The 19715-nt window shown below is 55.4% G+C and carries 18 protein-coding genes; 10 read left to right on the top strand and 8 right to left on the bottom strand.

The annotated features are described in order from the left end of the window. Nucleotides 1-57 precede the first annotated feature (57 nt). From OGV82_RS11510 to kduD, 3 genes are all read left to right on the top strand, one after another. Nucleotides 58-1236: an acetyl-CoA C-acetyltransferase gene (locus tag OGV82_RS11510; protein WP_060815925.1), complete on the top strand. Its 1179-nt coding sequence runs from the start codon at nt 58-60 to the stop codon at nt 1234-1236. A 393-nt stretch (nt 1237-1629) separates the two neighbouring features. Next, a complete protein-coding gene (kduI, locus tag OGV82_RS11515; protein WP_024130911.1) occupies nt 1630-2466 on the top strand; it encodes a 5-dehydro-4-deoxy-D-glucuronate isomerase in 837 nt (278 codons plus the stop codon). Nucleotides 2467-2522: 56 nt separating this feature from the next. Next, nucleotides 2523-3284, top strand: coding sequence for a 2-dehydro-3-deoxy-D-gluconate 5-dehydrogenase KduD (kduD, locus tag OGV82_RS11520; protein WP_005123393.1), 762 nt, complete (start codon nt 2523-2525; stop codon nt 3282-3284). 85 nt (nt 3285-3369) lie between these two features. Here kduD and OGV82_RS11525 read toward each other — a convergent pair whose 3' ends face one another. Beyond that, complete coding sequence (locus tag OGV82_RS11525) at nt 3370-3696, bottom strand: cupin domain-containing protein (protein ID WP_047461492.1); 327 nt, start codon at nt 3694-3696, stop codon at nt 3370-3372. 142 nt (nt 3697-3838) lie between these two features. Between OGV82_RS11525 and OGV82_RS11530 the strand changes: the two genes are divergently transcribed. Continuing rightward, nucleotides 3839-4531 carry an aspartate/glutamate racemase gene (locus tag OGV82_RS11530; RefSeq protein WP_058668045.1) on the top strand — a complete coding sequence of 231 codons (693 nt, stop codon included), beginning with the start codon at nt 3839-3841 and terminating at the stop codon, nt 4529-4531. On the opposite strand, the gene OGV82_RS11535 is transcribed toward OGV82_RS11530, so the two are convergent. Continuing rightward, entirely contained in the window at nt 4518-5453 is a 936-nt protein-coding gene (locus OGV82_RS11535; RefSeq protein WP_012134960.1) for a LysR family transcriptional regulator, read from the bottom strand. The two genes, OGV82_RS11530 and OGV82_RS11535, sit on opposite strands and share 14 nt — an antisense overlap. Nucleotides 5454-5577: 124 nt before the next feature. Here OGV82_RS11535 and lysA point away from each other — a divergent pair, with 124 nt between their 5' ends. Further along, a complete protein-coding gene (gene lysA / locus OGV82_RS11540) occupies nt 5578-6840 on the top strand; it encodes a diaminopimelate decarboxylase (RefSeq protein WP_012134958.1) in 1263 nt (420 codons plus the stop codon). Between the two features lie 102 nt (nt 6841-6942). Here the strand turns inward: lysA and OGV82_RS11545 are convergent, their stop codons facing one another. Further along, entirely contained in the window at nt 6943-7962 is a 1020-nt protein-coding gene (locus tag OGV82_RS11545; RefSeq protein WP_047461502.1) for a LacI family DNA-binding transcriptional regulator, read from the bottom strand. Between the two features lie 13 nt (nt 7963-7975). After that, nucleotides 7976-9004 carry an HTH-type transcriptional regulator GalR gene (gene galR, locus OGV82_RS11550; RefSeq protein ID WP_047461505.1) on the bottom strand — a complete coding sequence of 343 codons (1029 nt, stop codon included), beginning with the start codon at nt 9002-9004 and terminating at the stop codon, nt 7976-7978. A gap of 593 nt (nt 9005-9597) precedes the next feature. On the opposite strand from galR, the gene aas reads away from it, so the two are divergent. Both aas and lplT read left to right on the top strand, forming a co-directional pair. Further along, the gene (gene aas / locus OGV82_RS11555; RefSeq protein WP_101744103.1) at nt 9598-11757 is read left to right on the top strand and encodes a bifunctional acyl-ACP--phospholipid O-acyltransferase/long-chain-fatty-acid--ACP ligase; all 2160 of its coding nucleotides are present in this window, start codon (nt 9598-9600) and stop codon (nt 11755-11757) included. Continuing rightward, on the top strand, nt 11750-12946 hold the full coding sequence (lplT, locus tag OGV82_RS11560) for a lysophospholipid transporter LplT (protein ID WP_047461510.1): 1197 nt from the start codon (nt 11750-11752) through the stop codon (nt 12944-12946). Before aas ends, lplT begins: the two co-directional genes overlap by 8 nt. A gap of 64 nt (nt 12947-13010) precedes the next feature. Here the strand turns inward: lplT and OGV82_RS11565 are convergent, their stop codons facing one another. The 4 genes from OGV82_RS11565 to mutH form a co-directional block, all read right to left on the bottom strand. Next, nucleotides 13011-14051, bottom strand: a complete 1041-nt coding sequence (locus OGV82_RS11565) for an NADP(H)-dependent aldo-keto reductase (RefSeq protein WP_047461513.1) — start codon at nt 14049-14051, stop codon at nt 13011-13013. Nucleotides 14052-14170: 119 nt separating this feature from the next. Beyond that, nucleotides 14171-14389: a lipoprotein YgdR gene (gene ygdR / locus OGV82_RS11570; RefSeq protein WP_012134951.1), complete on the bottom strand. Its 219-nt coding sequence runs from the start codon at nt 14387-14389 to the stop codon at nt 14171-14173. 146 nt (nt 14390-14535) lie between these two features. Next, the gene (locus OGV82_RS11575; RefSeq protein ID WP_049012027.1) at nt 14536-15249 is read right to left on the bottom strand and encodes a TerC family protein; all 714 of its coding nucleotides are present in this window, start codon (nt 15247-15249) and stop codon (nt 14536-14538) included. Nucleotides 15250-15327: 78 nt separating this feature from the next. Next, the gene (gene mutH / locus OGV82_RS11580) at nt 15328-16020 is read right to left on the bottom strand and encodes a DNA mismatch repair endonuclease MutH (RefSeq protein WP_047461516.1); all 693 of its coding nucleotides are present in this window, start codon (nt 16018-16020) and stop codon (nt 15328-15330) included. A 186-nt stretch (nt 16021-16206) separates the two neighbouring features. On the opposite strand from mutH, the gene OGV82_RS22970 reads away from it, so the two are divergent. The 3 genes from OGV82_RS22970 to ptsP all read left to right on the top strand — a co-directional run bounded on the left by OGV82_RS22970 (nt 16207) and on the right by ptsP (nt 19495). Beyond that, the gene (locus tag OGV82_RS22970) at nt 16207-16353 is read left to right on the top strand and encodes a hypothetical protein (RefSeq protein WP_047461519.1); all 147 of its coding nucleotides are present in this window, start codon (nt 16207-16209) and stop codon (nt 16351-16353) included. Nucleotides 16354-16704: 351 nt separating this feature from the next. Further along, nucleotides 16705-17235: an RNA pyrophosphohydrolase gene (rppH, locus tag OGV82_RS11585; protein WP_024130909.1), complete on the top strand. Its 531-nt coding sequence runs from the start codon at nt 16705-16707 to the stop codon at nt 17233-17235. Nucleotides 17236-17248: 13 nt separating this feature from the next. Then, the gene (gene ptsP / locus OGV82_RS11590; RefSeq protein ID WP_012134945.1) at nt 17249-19495 is read left to right on the top strand and encodes a phosphoenolpyruvate--protein phosphotransferase; all 2247 of its coding nucleotides are present in this window, start codon (nt 17249-17251) and stop codon (nt 19493-19495) included. Nucleotides 19496-19715: the final 220 nt, after the last annotated feature.

A 19715-nucleotide genomic window follows, 5' to 3' on the forward strand; every position in this document is an offset into this window, starting at 1 on the left:
GATAATTATCTTTAACAATCCTCTACTATTGCGGTGTTATTTTGCGCTGAGGTGGTGATGAAAGAGGTTGTGATAGTTGGGGCTTTACGTACGCCGATCGGATGCTTCCAGGGAACGCTGTCCCGCCATTCTGCCGTTGAACTGGGCAGCATGGTGGTAAAAGCGTTGATGGAGCGTACCGGCGTTGATGTACATGCTATCGATGAAGTTATCCTCGGTCAGGTGCTCACGGCGGGCGCAGGACAAAACCCGGCGCGGCAGTCAGCCATCAAAGGTGGGCTGCCCAACACCGTTTCCGCTATCACCATCAACGATGTCTGCGGCTCCGGCCTGAAAGCGCTGCACCTGGCTACGCAGGCAATTCAGTGCGGCGAGGCGGATATTGTCATTGCCGGCGGGCAGGAGAACATGAGCCGGGCGCCGCACGTTCTTACCGACAGCCGCACAGGGGCGCAGCTCGGTAACAGCCAACTGGTGGACAGCCTGGTTCACGACGGCTTGTGGGATGCGTTTAACGATTACCACATGGGCGTTACCGCTGAAAATCTGGCGCGGGAATACGGCATCAGCCGCGAATTGCAGGACGCCTATGCCCTCAGCTCCCAGCAAAAAGCGCGGGCGGCCATTGATGCCGGGCGTTTTAAAGCTGAGATTGTCCCGGTTGTCACCCAGCGTAACGGCCAGCCTGTCGTTGTCGATACTGATGAGCAGCCAAGAACCGATGCCAGCGCGGAAGGATTGGCCCAGTTGAACCCGGCATTTGATCTCCTCGGCTCGGTCACGGCGGGCAATGCCTCGTCAATTAACGATGGCGCGGCTGCCGTCATGATGATGAGCGAAGCCAAAGCGCAGGAACTGGATTTACCCATACTGGCGCGTATTCGCGCTTTTGCCAGCGTCGGCGTCGATCCCGCACTGATGGGCATTGCGCCCGTTTACGCCACCCGACGTTGTCTTGAACGGGTAGGCTGGCAACTGGCGGATGTGGATCTTATCGAGGCTAACGAGGCTTTTGCTGCGCAGGCGTTATCCGTTGGCAAAATGCTGGAGTGGGACGAACGCCGGGTGAACGTTAACGGCGGAGCGATTGCGCTCGGTCATCCCATTGGCGCATCCGGCTGCCGGATTCTGGTGTCGCTGGTGCATGAGATGGTTAAACGCAATGCGCGAAAGGGCCTGGCGACGCTCTGCATTGGCGGTGGGCAAGGTGTGGCGCTTGCTATCGAACGAGATTAAAACCGCTTTCATTTTCCGCTTCCCCCATACAGGCGCTGCCAACCGCGCCAGCCGCAATATGTGCTGATATTTCCCCTCCCTGACGCCGCGGGTTGCAGCAATCCGGCGTTTCTTTTCAGGAGCACACGCTGCTCCCATATCCACCTGATAAACCTATCTTATTGTTTTTAATTTTATTTTAAGTATCTCCGCCTGTGCCTGTTAAAGGGAAATCTCGCGCTGACGTGATCGCAATTACACTTTTGATAATAAGATGCAGAAAAACTGAAACAACGTTTTATTTGTAATTGAAAACCCGTTTCTGGAGGGATATCATTACCGCATAAAGTAAAACGGAACGGTGTTTCGCCTTCCGTTCTGACATTCACGGTCGGTTTATTATTGGAGGTTGATGTGGACGTAAGACAGAGCATCCACAGCGCGCACGCTAAAACGCTGGACACCCAGGGGCTGCGCAACGAGTTTTTGGTCGAGAAAGTGTTTGTTGCTGATGAATACACCATGGTTTACAGCCACATCGACCGCATTATTGTCGGCGGCATCATGCCGGTAGCGAAAACGGTTTCCGTTGGCGGTGAAGTCGGTAAACAACTGGGCGTTACCTACTTCCTGGAGCGTCGTGAACTGGGGGTGATCAACATCGGCGGGCCGGGCACGATCGCTGTTGATGGCCAGTGCTATGAGATCGGCCACCGCGATGCCTTATATGTCGGTAAAGGCGCGAAAGAAGTTGTTTTCGCCAGCGTTGATGGAGCAAATCCGGCGAAGTTCTACTACAACTGCGCGCCGGCGCATACCACTTATCCGACTAAAAAAGTGACGCCAGCCGATGTCGCGCCGGTCACTCTGGGCGACAACCTCACCAGTAACCGCCGCACCATTAACAAATACTTCGTGCCGGACGTACTGGAGACCTGCCAACTGAGCATGGGCCTGACCGAACTGGCGCCCGGCAACCTGTGGAACACCATGCCTTGTCACACCCATGAACGCCGCATGGAAGTGTACTTCTATTTCAACATGGAAGAGAACGCCTGCGTCTTTCATATGATGGGGCAGCCTCAGGAAACGCGTCATATCGTGATGCATAACGAGCAGGCGGTTATCTCCCCAAGCTGGTCTATTCACTCCGGTGTCGGCACCCAGGCCTATACGTTCATCTGGGGGATGGTGGGTGAAAACCAGGTCTTTGATGATATGGACCACGTTGCAGTAAAAGATCTGCGCTAGTCGCGGACGGCAATCATGTCTGTCCGTGACAGGCACTAAGAAAATAAGGATTAACAATGATTTTGAATGCATTCTCTCTTGAAGGTAAGGTCGCGGTAGTCACAGGTTGTGATACCGGTCTGGGTCAGGGGATGGCGCTGGGTCTGGCGGAAGCGGGCTGTGATATTGTCGGGATCAACATTGTTGAGCCGACGGAAACCATTGAACGCGTCACCGCGCTGGGCCGCCGTTTTTTAAGTCTGACGGCGGATTTGCGTCAGATTGACGGTATTCCAGCCCTGCTTGAACGTGCGGTGGCGGAGTTCGGCCACATCGATATTCTGGTGAATAACGCCGGTCTGATCCGCCGTGAAGACGCGATCGACTTCAGTGAAAAAGACTGGGATGACGTCATGAACCTGAACATTAAGAGCGTGTTCTTTATGTCTCAGGCTGCGGCGAAGCACTTCATCGCCCAGGGTAACGGCGGCAAAATTATTAATATCGCCTCTATGCTCTCCTTCCAGGGCGGGATTCGCGTTCCTTCTTACACCGCGTCTAAAAGCGGCGTTATGGGCGTAACGCGCCTGATGGCGAACGAATGGGCGAAACATAACATCAACGTGAACGCTATCGCGCCGGGTTACATGGCGACGAACAATACTCAGCAACTGCGTGCTGATGAGCAGCGTAGCGCGGAAATCCTCGACCGTATTCCGGCGGGGCGTTGGGGGCTGCCGAGCGACCTGATGGGGCCGGTGGTGTTCCTGGCATCCAGCGCATCTGACTATATTAACGGCTATACCGTTGCGGTGGATGGCGGCTGGCTGGCGCGTTAATTCTGATGTCGTAAAAGCCTCGCCCCGGTGAGGCGATAACATCCGGCCTGCGCAGGGGTTCCTGTACAGGCCGGATGCGTATGGCTTACGCGTTGAGGAAATCTTCGCGTACTGGCGTGAAGGTATCCAGCAGTGTTCCCGGTTGTAAACACACGCAGCCATGCATGATATTGGGCTGTTTATATAGCGTATCGCCGGCGCGCACCACATGCTTTTCTTCACCAATAGTAAACTCAAATTCACCAGACAAAACGTAAGTCAGCTGTTCATGAGGATGATTGTGCAACGGCCCGATTGCGCCTTTTTCGAAATTTACCTCTACCGCCATCATGTTACCGTCGTGAGCCAGAATACGCCGGGTAACGCCATTTCCCAGATCCTCAAGCGTCGTCTCATTATGAAAAATAAACATGCGGTGATCCTGTTATTTATTGAAACAATGTTTCAACTAAATTAGTTCATACCGGGGGAAAAGAAAATGGCAGACCAAATGAACTGGAAACTTGATCACAAGTTTGCTTCACTGCTGTCATCAAGGTGAGAAGGAGAAGGTAATGAAAACGATTGGACTGCTGGGCGGCATGAGTTGGGAATCGACGATCCCCTATTACCGTTTGATTAATGAAGGAATCAAAGCACGCCTGGGCGGTTTGCATTCCGCCAGCCTGTTGCTGCATAGCGTTGATTTCCATGAAATTGAAGAGTGTCAGCGCCAGGGCGAGTGGGATAAAACGGGAGATATTCTGGCGCAGGCCGCACTGGGTTTGCAGCAGGCGGGCGCAGAAGCGATAGTGCTGTGTACTAATACCATGCATAAAGTGGCGGAGACGATTGAGTCGCGCTGTTCACTGCCGTTTTTACATATTGCGGATGCGACAGGGCGGGCGATTGCGCGCAAAAACATGACGCGCGTGGCGCTACTGGGGACGCGCTACACGATGGAGCAGGATTTTTATCGCGGGCGTCTGGAGCAGCGGTTTGCGATTGAAACCCTGGTGCCGGAAACTGACGACCGCGCGCAGATCAACCAGATAATCTTTGACGAACTGTGCCTCGGCGAGTTTAGCGAACGCTCCCGCCAGTATTATTTGCAGGTGATCGAACGTCTGGCGGCGCAGGGCGCTCAGGGCGTGATTTTCGGCTGTACTGAGATCGGGTTGCTGGTGCCGGAAGCGCAGAGCGCGCTGCCGGTGTTTGATACTGCGGCGATCCATGCGGCTGACGCCGTGGAATTTATGCTTTCGTAACCGGCTCCAGAATGGCCTCCAGCGGATCGACAAGACGCGGAAGGCTGGTTTGCAGGTGCTCGCTGAACGCATCCACCAGCGCGGATGATGGCCGGTGCAGCGGGCGGATCAGACTGACGGTAAACGGAACGTCGACACTGAACCGCCGCACGGTCACTCCGCTGGCGGCATAATCCAGCGCGGTGAGCGGGTTAACCACCGAAAGCCCGGCGCCCGCGCGCACCATCGCGCAAACCGACGCCGCGCTGTGGGTTTCCACGACCATCCGGCGTTTAACCTGGTGTTCGTTAAACAGCGCATCCAGCAACTGACGATAGCTGTCGGTGCGCGACAGGCTGATGTAGTTCTCTCCCTGAAAGTCGCCCGGCGTCAGCACGGATTTGGTCGCCAGCGGGTGGCCGGGCGGCAGCACGCACACTTCATTTAGCGTCAACAACGCGGTGCGTTCGGTGCCTGCCGGGGTATGCAACGTCTCCGTCAGGCCGAGGTCGTGGCGTTGAGCGGAAAGCCACTCTTCCAGCAGCGGCGACTCCTGCGGCACGATGTTCAGGCTGACATCAGGATAGCGGGCGAGAAACGGTTGCAGCAGCGTGGGTAAAAAGGACTGGGAGAAAACGGGCAGGCAGACAATCGACAGCTCGCCCTGGCGAAATTCACGCAGGCTCTCCGCCGCGTTTACAATGCGATCCAGCCCATACCAGGAACGCTGCACCTCTTCGAATAGCCGTAATCCTTGCACCGTCGGGTGCAGGCGTCCGCGCGTGCGCTCAAACAGTTTAAGCCCCAATACTTTTTCGAACCGCGCCAGCTCCCGGCTAACGGTGGGCTGCGAGGTATGCAGCAGGCGCGCCGCTTCGGTCAGGTTTCCGGCGGTCATCACGGCATGAAAGATTTCAATGTGGCGCAGGTTCACGGCTGCCATCGTTGGCTTTCCCCTCAGTGGATATCATCCATATCATTTTTGCATAGACTCGCCATAAAACGATATTTTTTATTCCCTTCAGTTTGTGGCGTAATCATAAAAAATGTCTTGCCCGGAGCCTGCTATGCCACATTCACTGAATTGCACTGATACCGACCTCAACGCTGAAAATCTGCTCAGACTACCGGCGGAATTCGGCTGCCCGGTATGGGTCTATGACGCGCAGATTATTCGCCGTCAGATCGCGGCCCTGCAACAGTTTGATGTGGTGCGCTTTGCGCAAAAGGCCTGCTCGAATATTCATATTTTGCGCCTGATGCGTGAGCAGGGCGTAAAGGTGGATTCCGTTTCGCTGGGTGAAATTGAGCGCGCGCTGGCGGCGGGATATGATCCGCAAAACCATCCTGATGATATCGTCTTCACGGCTGATGTCATTGACGCCGCCACGCTGGCCCGCGTCAGCGAACTGCGCATTCCGGTGAATGCCGGGTCGGTGGATATGCTGGATCAACTGGGGCAGGTTTCGCCGGGTCATCGCGTCTGGCTGCGTATCAATCCCGGTTTTGGTCACGGGCACAGCCAGAAAACCAATACCGGCGGCGAGAACAGCAAACACGGCATCTGGCATACCGATCTGCCTGCCGCGCTGGCGGTGATGCAGCGCCATCGGCTTCAGCTTGTCGGGGTTCACATGCACATTGGTTCCGGCGTTGATTACGGTCATCTGGAGCAGGTGTGCGGCGCGATGGTGCGCCAGGTTATCGATTTTGGGCAGGATCTGGAGGCGATTTCGGCGGGAGGCGGGCTGTCGATCCCTTATCACGAGGGAGAAGAGGCGGTCGATACGCAGCATTACTTCGGACTGTGGAACGCTGCCCGCGAGCAAATCGCTCGCCATCTGGGGCATCGGGTGAAGCTGGAAATTGAGCCGGGACGTTTTCTGGTGGCGCAATCCGGCGTGCTGGTGACGCAGGTACGCAGCGTGAAAGAGATGGGGCGCCGTCATTTTGTGCTGGTGGATGCCGGTTTCAACGACCTGATGCGCCCGGCAATGTACGGCAGCTATCACCATATTACGGCGCTGGCGGCGGACGGTCGCTCGCTTGAACATGCGCCGCTGCTGGACACCGTGGTGGCGGGGCCGTTGTGTGAATCTGGCGATGTCTTTACGCAGCAGGAAGGCGGTAACGTGGAAACGCGTGCGCTGCCTGCGGTCGCGCCGGGGGATTACCTGGTTCTGCACGATACCGGCGCGTACGGCGCGTCCATGTCATCAAATTACAACAGCCGACCGCTGCTGCCGGAAGTGCTGTTTGATAATGGTAAAGCGCGATTGATTCGCCGCCGCCAGACGATTGAAGAGTTGCTGGCGCTGGAAGTTTTTTAACCGGCAGGCCGGATAAGGTTCCTTTGCCTGATGGCGCTACGCTTATCAGGCCTACGATACTGTAGGCTGGATAAGGCGCTTGCGCCGCCATCCGGCAAACCATCAGCAATCCGACTGAAAAAATGGCCCGGTGGTCACTGAATCACGCAGCACTAATGTTCCTGTAAACGGCGGGATCGGCTCCAGCTCCTCGCCGCTCGCCAGCCGAATCGCCTGATCGATTGCGGTGGTGATCATACTGTCGATCGGCAGATAAACAGTGGACAGCGCCGGTTCCAGCCACTTCGCGCTGGGCGCGTCATCGAAGCCAAACAGCGAAATATCCTGCGGTATCCGCAGCCCGGCCTGATGCAGCGCCTTTGATGCGCCAAGTGCCATATCGTCGTTACAGGCAAAGAGCGCGGTAAAGGCGATCCCTTCCTCCAGCAGTTCACGGCACGCTTCGTACCCGCGTGTCATACTGGAGTCGCCGTATTTCACTTTCGCCGGGTCCCAGGCGATCCCGTTTTTCTCCAGCGCCTTGCGGTAGCCCGTCAGACGGGATTTTCCCGTTGGCGTGTGATTCGGTACGGTAATGCAGGCGATATCCCGATGGCCCTGTGAGATCAGGTAATCCACCGCCTGAAACGCGGCATCTTCCTGTTCAAAGAATATGGCGCGATCGCGGGCCAGACTGACATCGCGGTTGATCACGACCAGCGGCGTCTCTATGGTATTAATCAACGAGATGATCGTTTTTTCGCTCATATAGCGGGTATAGAGAATGATCGCGTCGCACTGCCTGTCGGCCAGCATTTGCACCGCCTCTTGCTCGCGTTCCGGCGTGTCATGGCCATCGGTCACGATAAGCTGCTTACCGTGCGACTCCGTCTGGCGTGACGCCTGTTGCAGCAAACGCCCGAAGTAAAATCCGTCAAAGGTCGAGACAACAAGCCCAATGCTGTTACTGGTGCGGTTCGCCAGCGATCGCGCCAAAAAATTGGGTCGGTAATCTAACGCCTGCATCGCTTTGAAGACTTTCTGGCGCGTGCTCTCTTTCACCTGTCCCGTTCCGTTCAGCACGCGAGAAACCGTCGCTTTTGATACGCCCGCGCGACGTGAAACATCCAGCATTGTTGTCATGACGCTATCCTGATTAATCGTTTGACGAAGAATTCCCGGTTTCCGACGGCGTCGAAACGGAATGCCGACGTACCAGAGTAGGGCTAAAGACATGGGTGATTTCGGGTACAGGCCGTTTTTCCGCCAGTGCGAGCGCCAGTTCGGCGGCCTGGGTCGCCATGGTCACGATCGGGTAGCGTACCGTGGTCAGACGTGGACGCACGTAGCGCGAGACCAGCACATCATCGAAACCAATCAGTGAAATTTCGCCCGGCACGTCAATACCGTTGTCGTTTAATACGCCCATTGCGCCTGCGGCCATCGAATCGTTGTAACAAGCGATCGCCGTGAAGTTTCTTCCGCGACCTAACAGTTCGGTCATTGCCTGTTCACCGCCGCTCTCATCCGGTTCACCAAATGTGACCAGCCTGTCGTTAGCCGGAATATGGCTCTCTTCCAGCGCGTCGTAATAACCCTTGAGCCGGTCTTCCGCATCAGAAATCGAATGGTTGGAACAGATATAGCCGATGCGGGTATGGCCCTGCTGAATTAAGTGACGCGTTGCCAGCCAGGCGCCGTAACGGTCATCTAACGCCACGCAGCGCTGCTCAAACCCAGGCAGGATGCGGTTAATCAGCACCATGCCAGGCATCTGTTTCATTAATGACGCCAGGTCCGCGTCCGGGATCATCTTGGCGTGTACGACTAACGCCGCGCAACGATGGCGGATCAGTTGTTCAATCGCCTGACGCTCTTTTTGTTCATTATGGTAGCCGTTGCCAATCAGTAAGAAATTACCGGTGTGGTAGGCCACCTGCTCGACCGCTTTAACCATCGCGCCAAAGAAAGGGTCGGAGACATCCCCCACGACTAAACCAATTGTCTCCGTGGATTGCTGCGCCAGCGCTCGCGCATTGGCGTTGGGGTGATAGCTGAGCGATTCCATCGCGCTGGTGACCGCGAGGCGGGATGCTTCGCTGGCTTTCGGGGAATCATTAATAACGCGAGAAACGGTGGCGACTGAAACACCAGCCAGTCGGGCTACATCCTTTATGGTCGCCATGACAGTACCTATAGTGGGTAAACGCTTACATTTCGTCAGTGTTACGGAAAATGGCTATCTGTTCAAGCAGATTGCCTGACGGGAACGCGCAAATGTGAGCGCACGCCGGGGAAGTAAGACAGAAAAGGGAGAATGCAAACCTTTGGTTACACTTTGCGAAGCGCTGTTGCGATTGTTCGCTGGTGAGGGCGTCGGGCGGATTGCTAGAGTTGAGATCCCAGAGGTATTGATAGGTGAAATCAGCTTTCGGGTTGATCACAAGAATTACACCAACCTGCGCATCATGTGCAGGTTTTTTTTTGCGATTACACCAATCTGTAACAGTAACCGATAATTTACACAACTCGTTGCATTTGTGTTCATTCCTTTGCGTTTTGCTGGTGGCGCGCAGCGTCGCCGGAGACCACAATCAAGATCCCAGAGGTATTGATTGGTGAGATTATTCGGTACGCTCTTCGTACCTGTCTCTTGCACCAACCTGCGCGGATGCGCAGGTTTTTTTTCGTCCTTCCATTTACCTGTCGCGCCTGTTCCCCATCTCGTATAATCTGCAACCATGCATCTTTACCGAACTGTGAGCAAAGGGAGTTGACATGCTTTTTGGATTTTTTCGCAACCTGTTCCGCGTGCTTTATCGTGTACGCGTCACCGGGGATGCCAGGGCGCTACAGGGTGAGCGCATCCTGATCACGCCAAACCATGTCTCTTTTATCGACGGTATTTTACTCGCCCTGTTTTTACCGGTTCGCCCTGTTTTCGCGGTCTATTCCTCTATCAGCCAGCAATGGTATATGCGCTGGTTAAAGTCGCTGATTGATTTCGTGCCGCTCGACCCGACGAAGCCGATGGCGATTAAGCACCTGGTACGCCTGGTAGAGCAGGGCCGCCCGGTGGTTATCTTCCCGGAAGGGCGAATTTCGGTGAGCGGTTCGTTGATGAAAATCTACGACGGCGCCGGGTTTGTGGCGGCGAAGTCTGGCGCAACGGTGGTGCCGGTTCGTATTGAAGGCGCAGAGCTTACGTACTTTAGCCGCCTGAAAGGTCTGGTAAAACAGCGCTTTTTCCCGCGCATTCACCTGCATATCCTGCCGCCCACCCATCTGCCGATGCCGGAGGCGCCGCGAGCGCGCGAGCGCCGCAAACTGGCCGGAGAAATGCTGCATCAAATTATGATGGAAGCGCGCATGGCGGTGCGCCCGCGTGAAACGCTGTATGAATCACTGTTAGCTGCGCAGTACCGCTACGGGGCGGGTAAAAACTGTGTTGAAGATATTAACTTCACGCCGGACACTTATCGCAAATTGCTGACAAAAACGCTGTTTGTCGGCCGCATTCTGGAAAAATACAGCGCGCAGGGCGAAAACATCGGCCTGATGCTGCCAAACGCGGCCATCAGCGCCGCCGTCATTTTTGGCGCGGTTTCTCGTGGCCGTATCCCGGCGATGATGAACTACACGGCGGGTGTGAAAGGGTTGACCAGCGCCATTACCGCTGCGGAGATCAAAACCGTATTCACCTCCCGTCAGTTTCTTGAGAAAGGCAAACTCTGGCATCTGCCGGAGCAACTGACGCAGGTTCGCTGGATTTATCTCGAAGATTTAAAAGCTGATGTGACGCTCGCCGATAAGCTCTGGATTTTTGCGCATCTGCTGATGCCGCGCCTGGCGCAGGTCAAACAGCGGCCGGAAGAGGCGGCAATGATCCTCTTTACATCCGGTTCGGAAGGGCACCCGAAAGGCGTGGTGCACAGCCATAAAAGCCTTCTGGCGAACGTTGAGCAGATAAAAACCATTGCCGATTTCACGGCGAACGACCGCTTTATGTCAGCGCTGCCGCTGTTCCACTCCTTCGGCCTGACCGTCGGCCTGTTGACGCCGCTGCTGACCGGCGCTGAGGTGTTTCTCTATCCCAGCCCGTTGCACTATCGCATTGTGCCGGAACTGGTCTATGACCGGAACTGCACGGTGCTGTTTGGCACGTCGACGTTTCTGGGCAACTACGCGCGCTTTGCCAACCCGTATGACTTCTATCGCCTGCGCTATGTCGTCGCCGGCGCGGAAAAATTGCAGGACAGCACCCGACAGCTCTGGCAGGACAAATTCGGTCTGCGCGTTCTGGAAGGTTACGGCGTGACCGAATGCGCGCCGGTCGTGTCGATTAACGTACCTATGGCGGCGAAGCCGGGCACCGTTGGGCGCATTTTGCCAGGCATGGATGCGCGCTTGCTGGCGGTTCCGGGCATTGATGACGGCGGACGTCTGCAACTCAAAGGGCCTAATATCATGAACGGCTACCTGCGGGTTGAAAAACCGGGCGTGCTGGAAGCGCCTGCGGCGGAAAATGCGCTGGGCGACGTTGAACAGGGCTGGTACGACACGGGCGATATTGTGCGTTTCGATGAAAACGGTTTTGTGCAGATCCAGGGGCGAGCGAAGCGCTTTGCGAAAATCGCCGGAGAGATGGTTTCGCTGGAGATGGTCGAACAGCTGGCGCTGAGCGTCTCGCCAGATAAAATGCACGCTACGGCGATTAAAAGCGACGCCAGCAAGGGCGAAGCGCTGGTGCTGTTCACGACAGACGGCGAGCTGACGCGTGAAAGCCTGCTGCAATATGCCCGCACACACGGCATTCCTGAACTTGCCGTACCGCGTGATATCCGCTATCTGAAACAACTTCCGTTACTGGGCAGCGGCAAGCCGGACTTTGTGACGCTGAAAAGCTGGGTTGATGAACCGGAAAAACAACATGCGTGAGTCAGTACATACTAACACTTCGATCTGGTCGAAAGGGATGATGTCGGTTATCGCCGCGCAGTTTCTCTCTGCGTTTGGCGATAACGCTCTGTTGTTCGCGACGCTGGCGCTGCTGAAGGCGCAGTTCTACCCGGACTGGAGCCAGCCGATCCTGCAAATGGTGTTTGTAGGCGCTTACATTCTTTTTGCCCCCTTTGTCGGGCAGGTGGCGGACAGCTTTGCTAAAGGTCGGGTGATGATGTTCGCCAACGGCCTGAAACTGTTGGGCGCTGCGAGCATCTGTTTTGGTTTTAATCCCTTTGTCGGCTATACGCTGGTGGGGATTGGCGCGGCGGCTTACTCTCCGGCGAAATATGGCATTCTTGGCGAGCTGACCACGGGCGACAAACTGGTGAAAGCCAATGGTCTGATGGAAGCCTCCACTATTGCCGCGATTCTGCTGGGATCGGTGGCGGGCGGCGTACTGGCAGACTGGCATGTGATTGCGGCGCTGGTCGCCTGTGCGTTGGCCTATGCGGGCGCAGTCGTCGCTAACCTTTTTATTCCGAAACTCGCGGCGGCGCGGCCAGGCCAGTCCTGGCATTTGCGTAAGATGGTGCGCAGCTTCTTCTGTGCCTGCATGTCGCTCTGGCGTAACGGGGAGACGCGTTTCTCGCTGGTTGGCACCAGCCTTTTTTGGGGCGCGGGCGTCACGCTGCGTTTTCTGCTGGTGCTGTGGGTGCCGGTAGCGCTGGGAATTACCGATAACGCCACGCCGACTTACCTGAACGCAATGGTGGCGATCGGTATTGTTGTGGGCGCAGGCGCTGCGGCGAAGCTGGTTACGCTGGAGACGGTAGCGCGTTGTATGCCTGCGGGTATTCTGATTGGCGTGGTGGTGCTGATTTTCTCTTTGCAGCACGCATTGCTTCCGGCCTATGCGCTGTTGACGCTTATTGGCGTGCTGGGCGGCTTTTTCGTGGTGCCGCTCAATGCGTTATTGCAGGAGCGCGGCAAGAAAAGCGTTGGCGCGGGCAATGCGATTGCGGTACAGAACCTGGGGGAGAACAGCGCGATGCTGTTGATGCTGGGTCTCTATTCGCTGGCCGTACTGGTGGGCATTCCGGTCGTGGCGATCGGCATTGGTTTTGGCGGGCTGTTTGCGCTGGCGATTGCGGCGCTGTGGATTTGGCAGCGCCGCCAGATGTGATTGTTGCGCCGTCGGTAGGCCTGATAAACGCAGCGCCATCAGGCAGAAGCGCCGGATGAGCGCATTACGGTGCCGGGTAGGTATAAACCTGATGCACCGCTTCGATCTCCGCCAGCACCTCTTCGCTTAACTCCAGATGCAAACTCTCAACGTTGGTTTTTAACTGCGCCATCGTCGTTGCGCCCAACAGGGTGCTGGCGACGAACGGCTGACGACGCACAAACGCCAGCGCCATCTGGGCCGGATCGAGGTTGTGGCGTCTGGCGATGTCGACGTAGGCCGCAACCGCCTTTTGCGCCTGCTCGCCGCTGTAGCGCGTAAAACGGCTAAACAGGGTGTTGCGCGCGCCGGCGGGTTTGGCGCCATTCAGATATTTACCGGTCAACGTACCGAACGCCAGGCAAGAGTAGGCCAGCAGCTCGACGCCTTCATACTGGCTGACTTCCGCTAATCCCACCTCATAACTGCGGTTCAGCAGGCTGTAAGGGTTCTGGATAGTAACAATGCGCGGCAGATCATGTTTATCCGCCAGATGCAGATAGCGCATGACGCCGAAGGCCGTTTCGTTAGAGACGCCGATGTAGCGAATTTTGCCCGCGCGCTGGAACTCCGTCAGCGCGTCCAGCGTTTCGAGCAGCGTGACAACCGGTGCCGAATCCGTCCAGCTGTAGCCCAGCTTGCCGAAGCAGTTGGTCGGGCGCTGCGGCCAGTGAACCTGATACAGATCCAGATAGTCGGTTTGCAGGCGTTTGAGGCTGTCGTGTAAGGCCTCACGGATATTTTTACGATCCAGCGCCTGATTGGGGCGAATTCCGCTGTCGTTATTACGCGATGGGCCGCTTACCTTGGAAGCGATAACCAGCTTCTCACGGCTGCCGTGTTTAGCAAGCCAGTTACCGACATAGGTTTCTGTTAGCCCCTGGGTTTCCGGGCGTGGAGGCACCGGATACATTTCGGCGACGTCGATCAGGTTAATGCCCTGATCCACGGCGTAATCGAGCTGTGCATGTGCGTCGGCTTCGCTGTTTTGTTCACCAAACGTCATTGTGCCCAGCCCCAGTGTACTTATTTCAAGCGAGCTGTGGGGTATACGGTGATAGTGCATAGCCGTTTCCTTCTTATTATGAAGTCAGTAAATCCCGACAAAGGAATATAAAAATGGCAGAGGGAAGAGAAAAGGGAAAGAGAAAATTCTAAGGCCAGCAGGGCTGCTGACCTCAACAATTAGCGTTCAATGATCTGAGAGACTTCGTCACGATTGATTTGCATCGCGTTGCCTTGCTGATCGTGGTAGCTCACCAGACCCGTATCATCGTCAATTTCTGGTTTACCGTCGGTCAGAATCATCCGACCATCTTTGGTCGCCATTACATAATCGCTGCTACATCCAGAAACAGCAAAAGCCAGTCCTACAGCGGAAATCACAACTGCCCATTTTTTCATCCATTTATCCTCACGTGGCCTGCGTCTGATAATAGTCTAGTAATAACCTGAAGTTATGTCTGATAAAAGCAGTAAAATCTTAAACTGTGAGGAACGGGAGAGGCATTGCGGGTATTCGCTCCCCTTACAGGGAGCGACAGAGTGAATCAGAGAGGGTTCTTTTTATTGCGCATCAGGTTCAGGCTCTCTACCGCGATAGAGAAGAACATGGCGAAGTAGATGTACCCTTTCGGAACGTGTACATCGAAACTTTCCAGAATCAGGGTAAAGCCGACCAGAATCAGGAAAGAGAGCGCCAGCATTTTTACGGAAGGGTGGCGGTCAACAAACTCGCCGATAGGGCGCGCCGCGAACATCATCACGCCGACGGCAATCACAACTGCCGCCATCATGATAAACAGATGATCCGAGAGGCCCACCGCCGTGATGACGGAATCAAGGCTGAAAATAATATCCAGCATCATGATCTGGACAATCGCGCCCAGGAAGGAGGAGACGCGCGTTTTCAGCCCTTCTTCCTCGCCTTCAATCGATTCGTGAATCTCTTTACTGGCTTTCCAGATCAGGAACAACCCACCCAGCAGCAGGATCAGATCGCGGGCGGAAATCGCTTCGCCGAAAACCTCGAACAGCGGGTTTGTCAGGCGTGTGACCCAGGCGATAGAAGCCAGCAAAGCCAGGCGCATTACCATCGCCGCCGCCAGCCCAAGGCGTCGGGCGTGATTCCGTTGCGCTGTAGGAAGTTTCGCCACCACCAGAGAGAGGAAAATAATATTGTCGATCCCAAGAACGATCTCCAGCAGCGTCAGCGTACCGAGCGCGAGCCAGGCGTTAGGATCGGTTACCCATGCAAATAACATCGAACAAAGTCCTGCCAAAAAAAAGAAGCGCTAATTATAGGCGCGCAATGCGGCAGGTGAAAGTCCAGTCTGTGCCTGTTAGCCCTGTAACAGGAAATGGCGGGCCAGCAGCGTGCGAGTGAAGTTCTTTTTCAGATAAAAGCCGCGCGGCAGCGTCAGAATGGTCTCTCCCTGCGCGCCAATTGCTTCGGTAAGGGCTTTGGCATTCGCCGCTTTTGGCCGCAGTTGTAAAAATTCGCCATGCCGGGCGGTGATCCGCTCAACCTGACCCAGCACAATCATGTCCATCAACTCTTCCCAGTCGAGGCGAAGTTGCTGATCTTCTTCTTCATTTGGGCTCCACAACAGTGGGGAACCGACGCGCCGATCGGCTAACGGAATACTGCGATCCCCCTCTACGGGAACCCATAACACACGTTTTAATTTGTGGCGGACGTGACTTGTTTCCCACGTCACGCCGCTGTTGCCGGTTAGCGGCGCGACGCAGACAAACGTGGTTTCCAGCGGGCGGCCAAGGCTATCGACGGGAATGGTTTTCAGCTCCACGCCAAGCGCGGCGAAATCTTGTTCCGGTTTGCTACCGGCGCTGGCGCCGAGCCAGATCTCCAGCAGCACGCCAATCCAGCCTTTATCCCGTTTCAAATCTTTGGGGGCCACTAAACCGGCCAGCGCCGCCAGTTCGCCCAGCGAGTAACCTGAAAGCTGCTGCGCCTGGGCAAGCAAAAGGGCTTCAGATGCTGGCGGAGAAAGTAGCGGGCGGAGTCCGGGCATGACGTTATACCTTAGGCGAAAAAGTGAACAATGATTTTATACCGTATGAACAGAGTTTAACGATTTCCACACGCGATGTTCAATCGCATGATTTATATTGGTTTTTAGGATCTGATTCTGCAAGTTGCGCAACAGAGCAATGGGTTTTCCAAATCTGGTCACTGAAAATAAACAGGATCTTACACCATGTTATCCACAGAAAGATGGGATAACTGTGAAAAACCGCCACTACTGTTTCAATTTACAGCCTTGACGTGCGACGAAAATCGAATTTTTACACAAATTGTGCCTAACTTATTGGCACAATCTGTGGATAAAAGCGACGGTGGTTGATCTTTCATCAGCCTGACGATCTTCAATGTGATGGCTGTCACGATTTAGCACGAATAGACGCAGGCTTTGCATTTAACTTAATGAATTTACGAGGCTATTTTTTGATGGTGTTTGCCGCCCAATTCAGACTGTTCCGGGTTTTCCCGTAGTAATTCCGTACTTCTTCACAACTATATCCACAGAAAAGGTGAATAAAATCGTCTGTGAACACACCTCTCTGTTTATAACTCGGCTATTTGCTGTGAGTTATTCAATTGTTATTAGTAGCGCGTACGCCTAACAGAGTGGTTTACCGTCTCTCTGGAGTGTGAAACAATCATTCATATATAAGGTTTATGTTGAGGTAGTCCGGTGATTGATGACGATGGCTACCGCCCAAATGTAGGTATCGTAATTTGTAATCGCCAGGGGCAGGTTATGTGGGCCCGGCGATTTGGTCAGCACTCCTGGCAATTCCCGCAAGGCGGGATAAATTCAGGGGAGTCAGCAGAACAAGCGATGTACCGGGAACTGTTTGAAGAAGTCGGGTTGAGCCGTAAAGACGTGCGGATACTTGCTTCTACTCGCAACTGGTTGCGTTACAAGTTACCGAAACGTTTGGTGCGTTGGGACACGAAGCCGGTTTGTATCGGCCAGAAACAAAAATGGTTTCTTCTGCAATTGATGAGCGCTGATGCGGAAATCAATATGCAAACCAGCAGCACCCCTGAGTTTGATGGCTGGCGCTGGGTAAGTTACTGGTACCCGGTCAGGCAGGTGGTGTCATTTAAACGCGATGTCTACCGCAGGGTGATGAAAGAGTTCGCAAGTGTCGTGATGGCGCTTCAGGAGAGTACGCCGAAGCCACAAAACGCACCTGCCTGGCGACGTAAAAGAGGTTAAAGCTACGCAAATTATGCTCACCCGCCTGCGCGAAATAGTGGAAAAGGTGGCCAGTGCGCCGCGCCTTAACGAGGCGTTGAATATTCTGGTCACTGATATCTGTCTTGCGATGGATACAGAGGTCTGTTCGGTCTATCTGGCCGATCACGACCGACGTTGTTACTACCTCATGGCGACGCGAGGGCTAAAAAAACCGCGTGGCCGTACTGTCACACTCGCATTTGATGAAGGTATCGTCGGCCTGGTTGGCAGGCTGGCGGAACCGATCAACCTTGCCGATGCGCAGAAACACCCCAGCTTTAAATACATCCCGTCAGTAAAAGAGGAGCGTTTCCGCGCTTTTCTGGGCGTGCCGATTATTCAGCGCCGCCAGCTACTGGGGGTGCTGGTGGTACAGCAGCGTGAACTGCGCCAGTACGATGAAAGCGAAGAGTCTTTCCTCGTTACGCTGGCGACCCAGATGGCGGCTATCCTTTCGCAGACGCAGCTAACCGCGTTATTTGGTCAATACCGCCATACGCGCATCCGTGCGCTGCCCGCCGCGCCCGGCGTGGCGATAGCGGAAGGCTGGCAGGATGCAACGTTGCCGCTGATGGAGCAGGTCTATGAAGCCTCCACCCTTGACCCGGCGCTTGAGCGCGAGCGGCTGACCGGCGCGCTGGAAGAGGCCGCTAACGAATTTCGTCGTTACAGTAAGCGCTTTGCCGCTGGCGCGCAGAAAGAGACGGCGGCGATCTTCGATCTGTATTCACACCTGCTTTCTGATGCCCGACTGCGTCGTGAACTGTTTGCCGAAGTCGATAAAGGCGCGGTGGCGGAGTGGGCCGTCAAAAAAGTCATCGAAAAGTTTGCCGAGCAGTTTGCCGCCCTGACGGATGGCTACCTCAAAGAGCGTGCCGGAGATTTACGCGCGCTGGGCCAGCGTCTGTTATTCCACCTGGATGACACCATTCAGGGGCCGAACACATGGCCCGAGCGTTTTGTGCTGGTGGCGGACGAACTCTCAGCCACCACGCTGGCGGAACTGCCGCAGGACAGACTGGCCGGCGTCGTGGTTCGCGACGGCGCGGCTAACTCGCATGCGGCGATTATGGTGCGCGCGCTCGGTATTCCGACCGTGATGGGCGCGGATATTCAGCCTTCGGTTCTTCATCACCGCACGCTGGTGGTGGATGGCTATCGCGGGGAGCTGCTGGTCGATCCTGAACCGGTATTGTTGCAGGAATATCAGCGGCTTATCAGCGAAGAGAATGAACTAAGCCGGCTGGCGGAAGATGATGTCAATCTGCCAGCGCATCTGAAAAGCGGCGAACGCGTTAAGGTGATGCTTAATGCAGGGTTAAGCCCGGAACATGAAGAGAAGCTGGGCAGCCGTATCGACGGTATCGGGCTTTATCGCACCGAAATTCCGTTCATGTTGCAAAGCGGTTTCCCCTCGGAAGAAGAGCAGGTGGCGCAGTATCAGGGGATGCTGCAAATGTTTAACGACAAACCGGTGACTCTGCGTACGCTGGATGTCGGCGCGGACAAGCAACTGCCCTATATGCCGATCAGCGAAGAAAACCCGTGCCTGGGCTGGCGCGGCATTCGTATTACGCTCGATCAGCCGGAGATCTTCCTGATCCAGGTGCGCGCGATGCTGCGCGCCAACGCCGCGACCGGCAACCTGAGCATTTTACTGCCGATGGTCACCAGCATTGATGAAGTGGATGAAGCGCGACGCCTGATTGAGCGTGCCGGGCGCGAAGTCGAAGAGATGATCGGTTACGCGATCCCCAGACCGCGCATTGGGATCATGCTGGAAGTGCCGTCGATGGTATTTATGCTGCCGCAACTGGCGAACCGGGTCGATTTTATCTCCGTTGGCACTAACGATCTGACGCAGTACATCCTGGCGGTTGATCGCAACAATACGCGTGTGGCCAGTATTTACGACAGCCTGCACCCGGGGATGTTACGTGCGCTGGCGATGATCGCTCAGGAAGCCGAAAAACAGGGGCTTGATTTGCGGCTATGCGGTGAAATGGCGGGCGATCCGATGTGTGTGGCGATCCTGATAGGCCTGGGATTCCGCCATCTGTCGATGAACGGTCGCTCCGTCGCGCGCGTGAAATACCTGCTGCGGCACATTGATTATGAAGACGCGCAAACGCTGGCGCAGCGCAGTCTGGAAGCGCAAATGGCGACGGAAGTGCGTCATCAGGTGGCGGCGTTTATGGAGCGCCGTGGCATGGGAGGCCTGATACGCGGGGGGTTGTGACAGGCGTAGCGCCATCAGGCAAAGGTGTTGTGCCGTTTGTAGGCCTGATAAGCGTAAGCGCCATCAGGCATTCCTGGGATTGTCATTGATAGCCTATACAGATCTTTTACATCTTCCCGGCATCACCGATGCACCCCTTGTGCTATCATTCGCTCCTTTGGAGCGCCTGTGAACGGCTGGCGCGCATATCAATTGCTGTCTATTTTCAGCGAAATAACAA

Source organism: Citrobacter sp. CK191, assembly GCF_030333435.1.
In the GTDB taxonomy this organism is placed as follows: Bacteria; Pseudomonadota; Gammaproteobacteria; order Enterobacterales; family Enterobacteriaceae; genus Citrobacter_B; species Citrobacter_B koseri.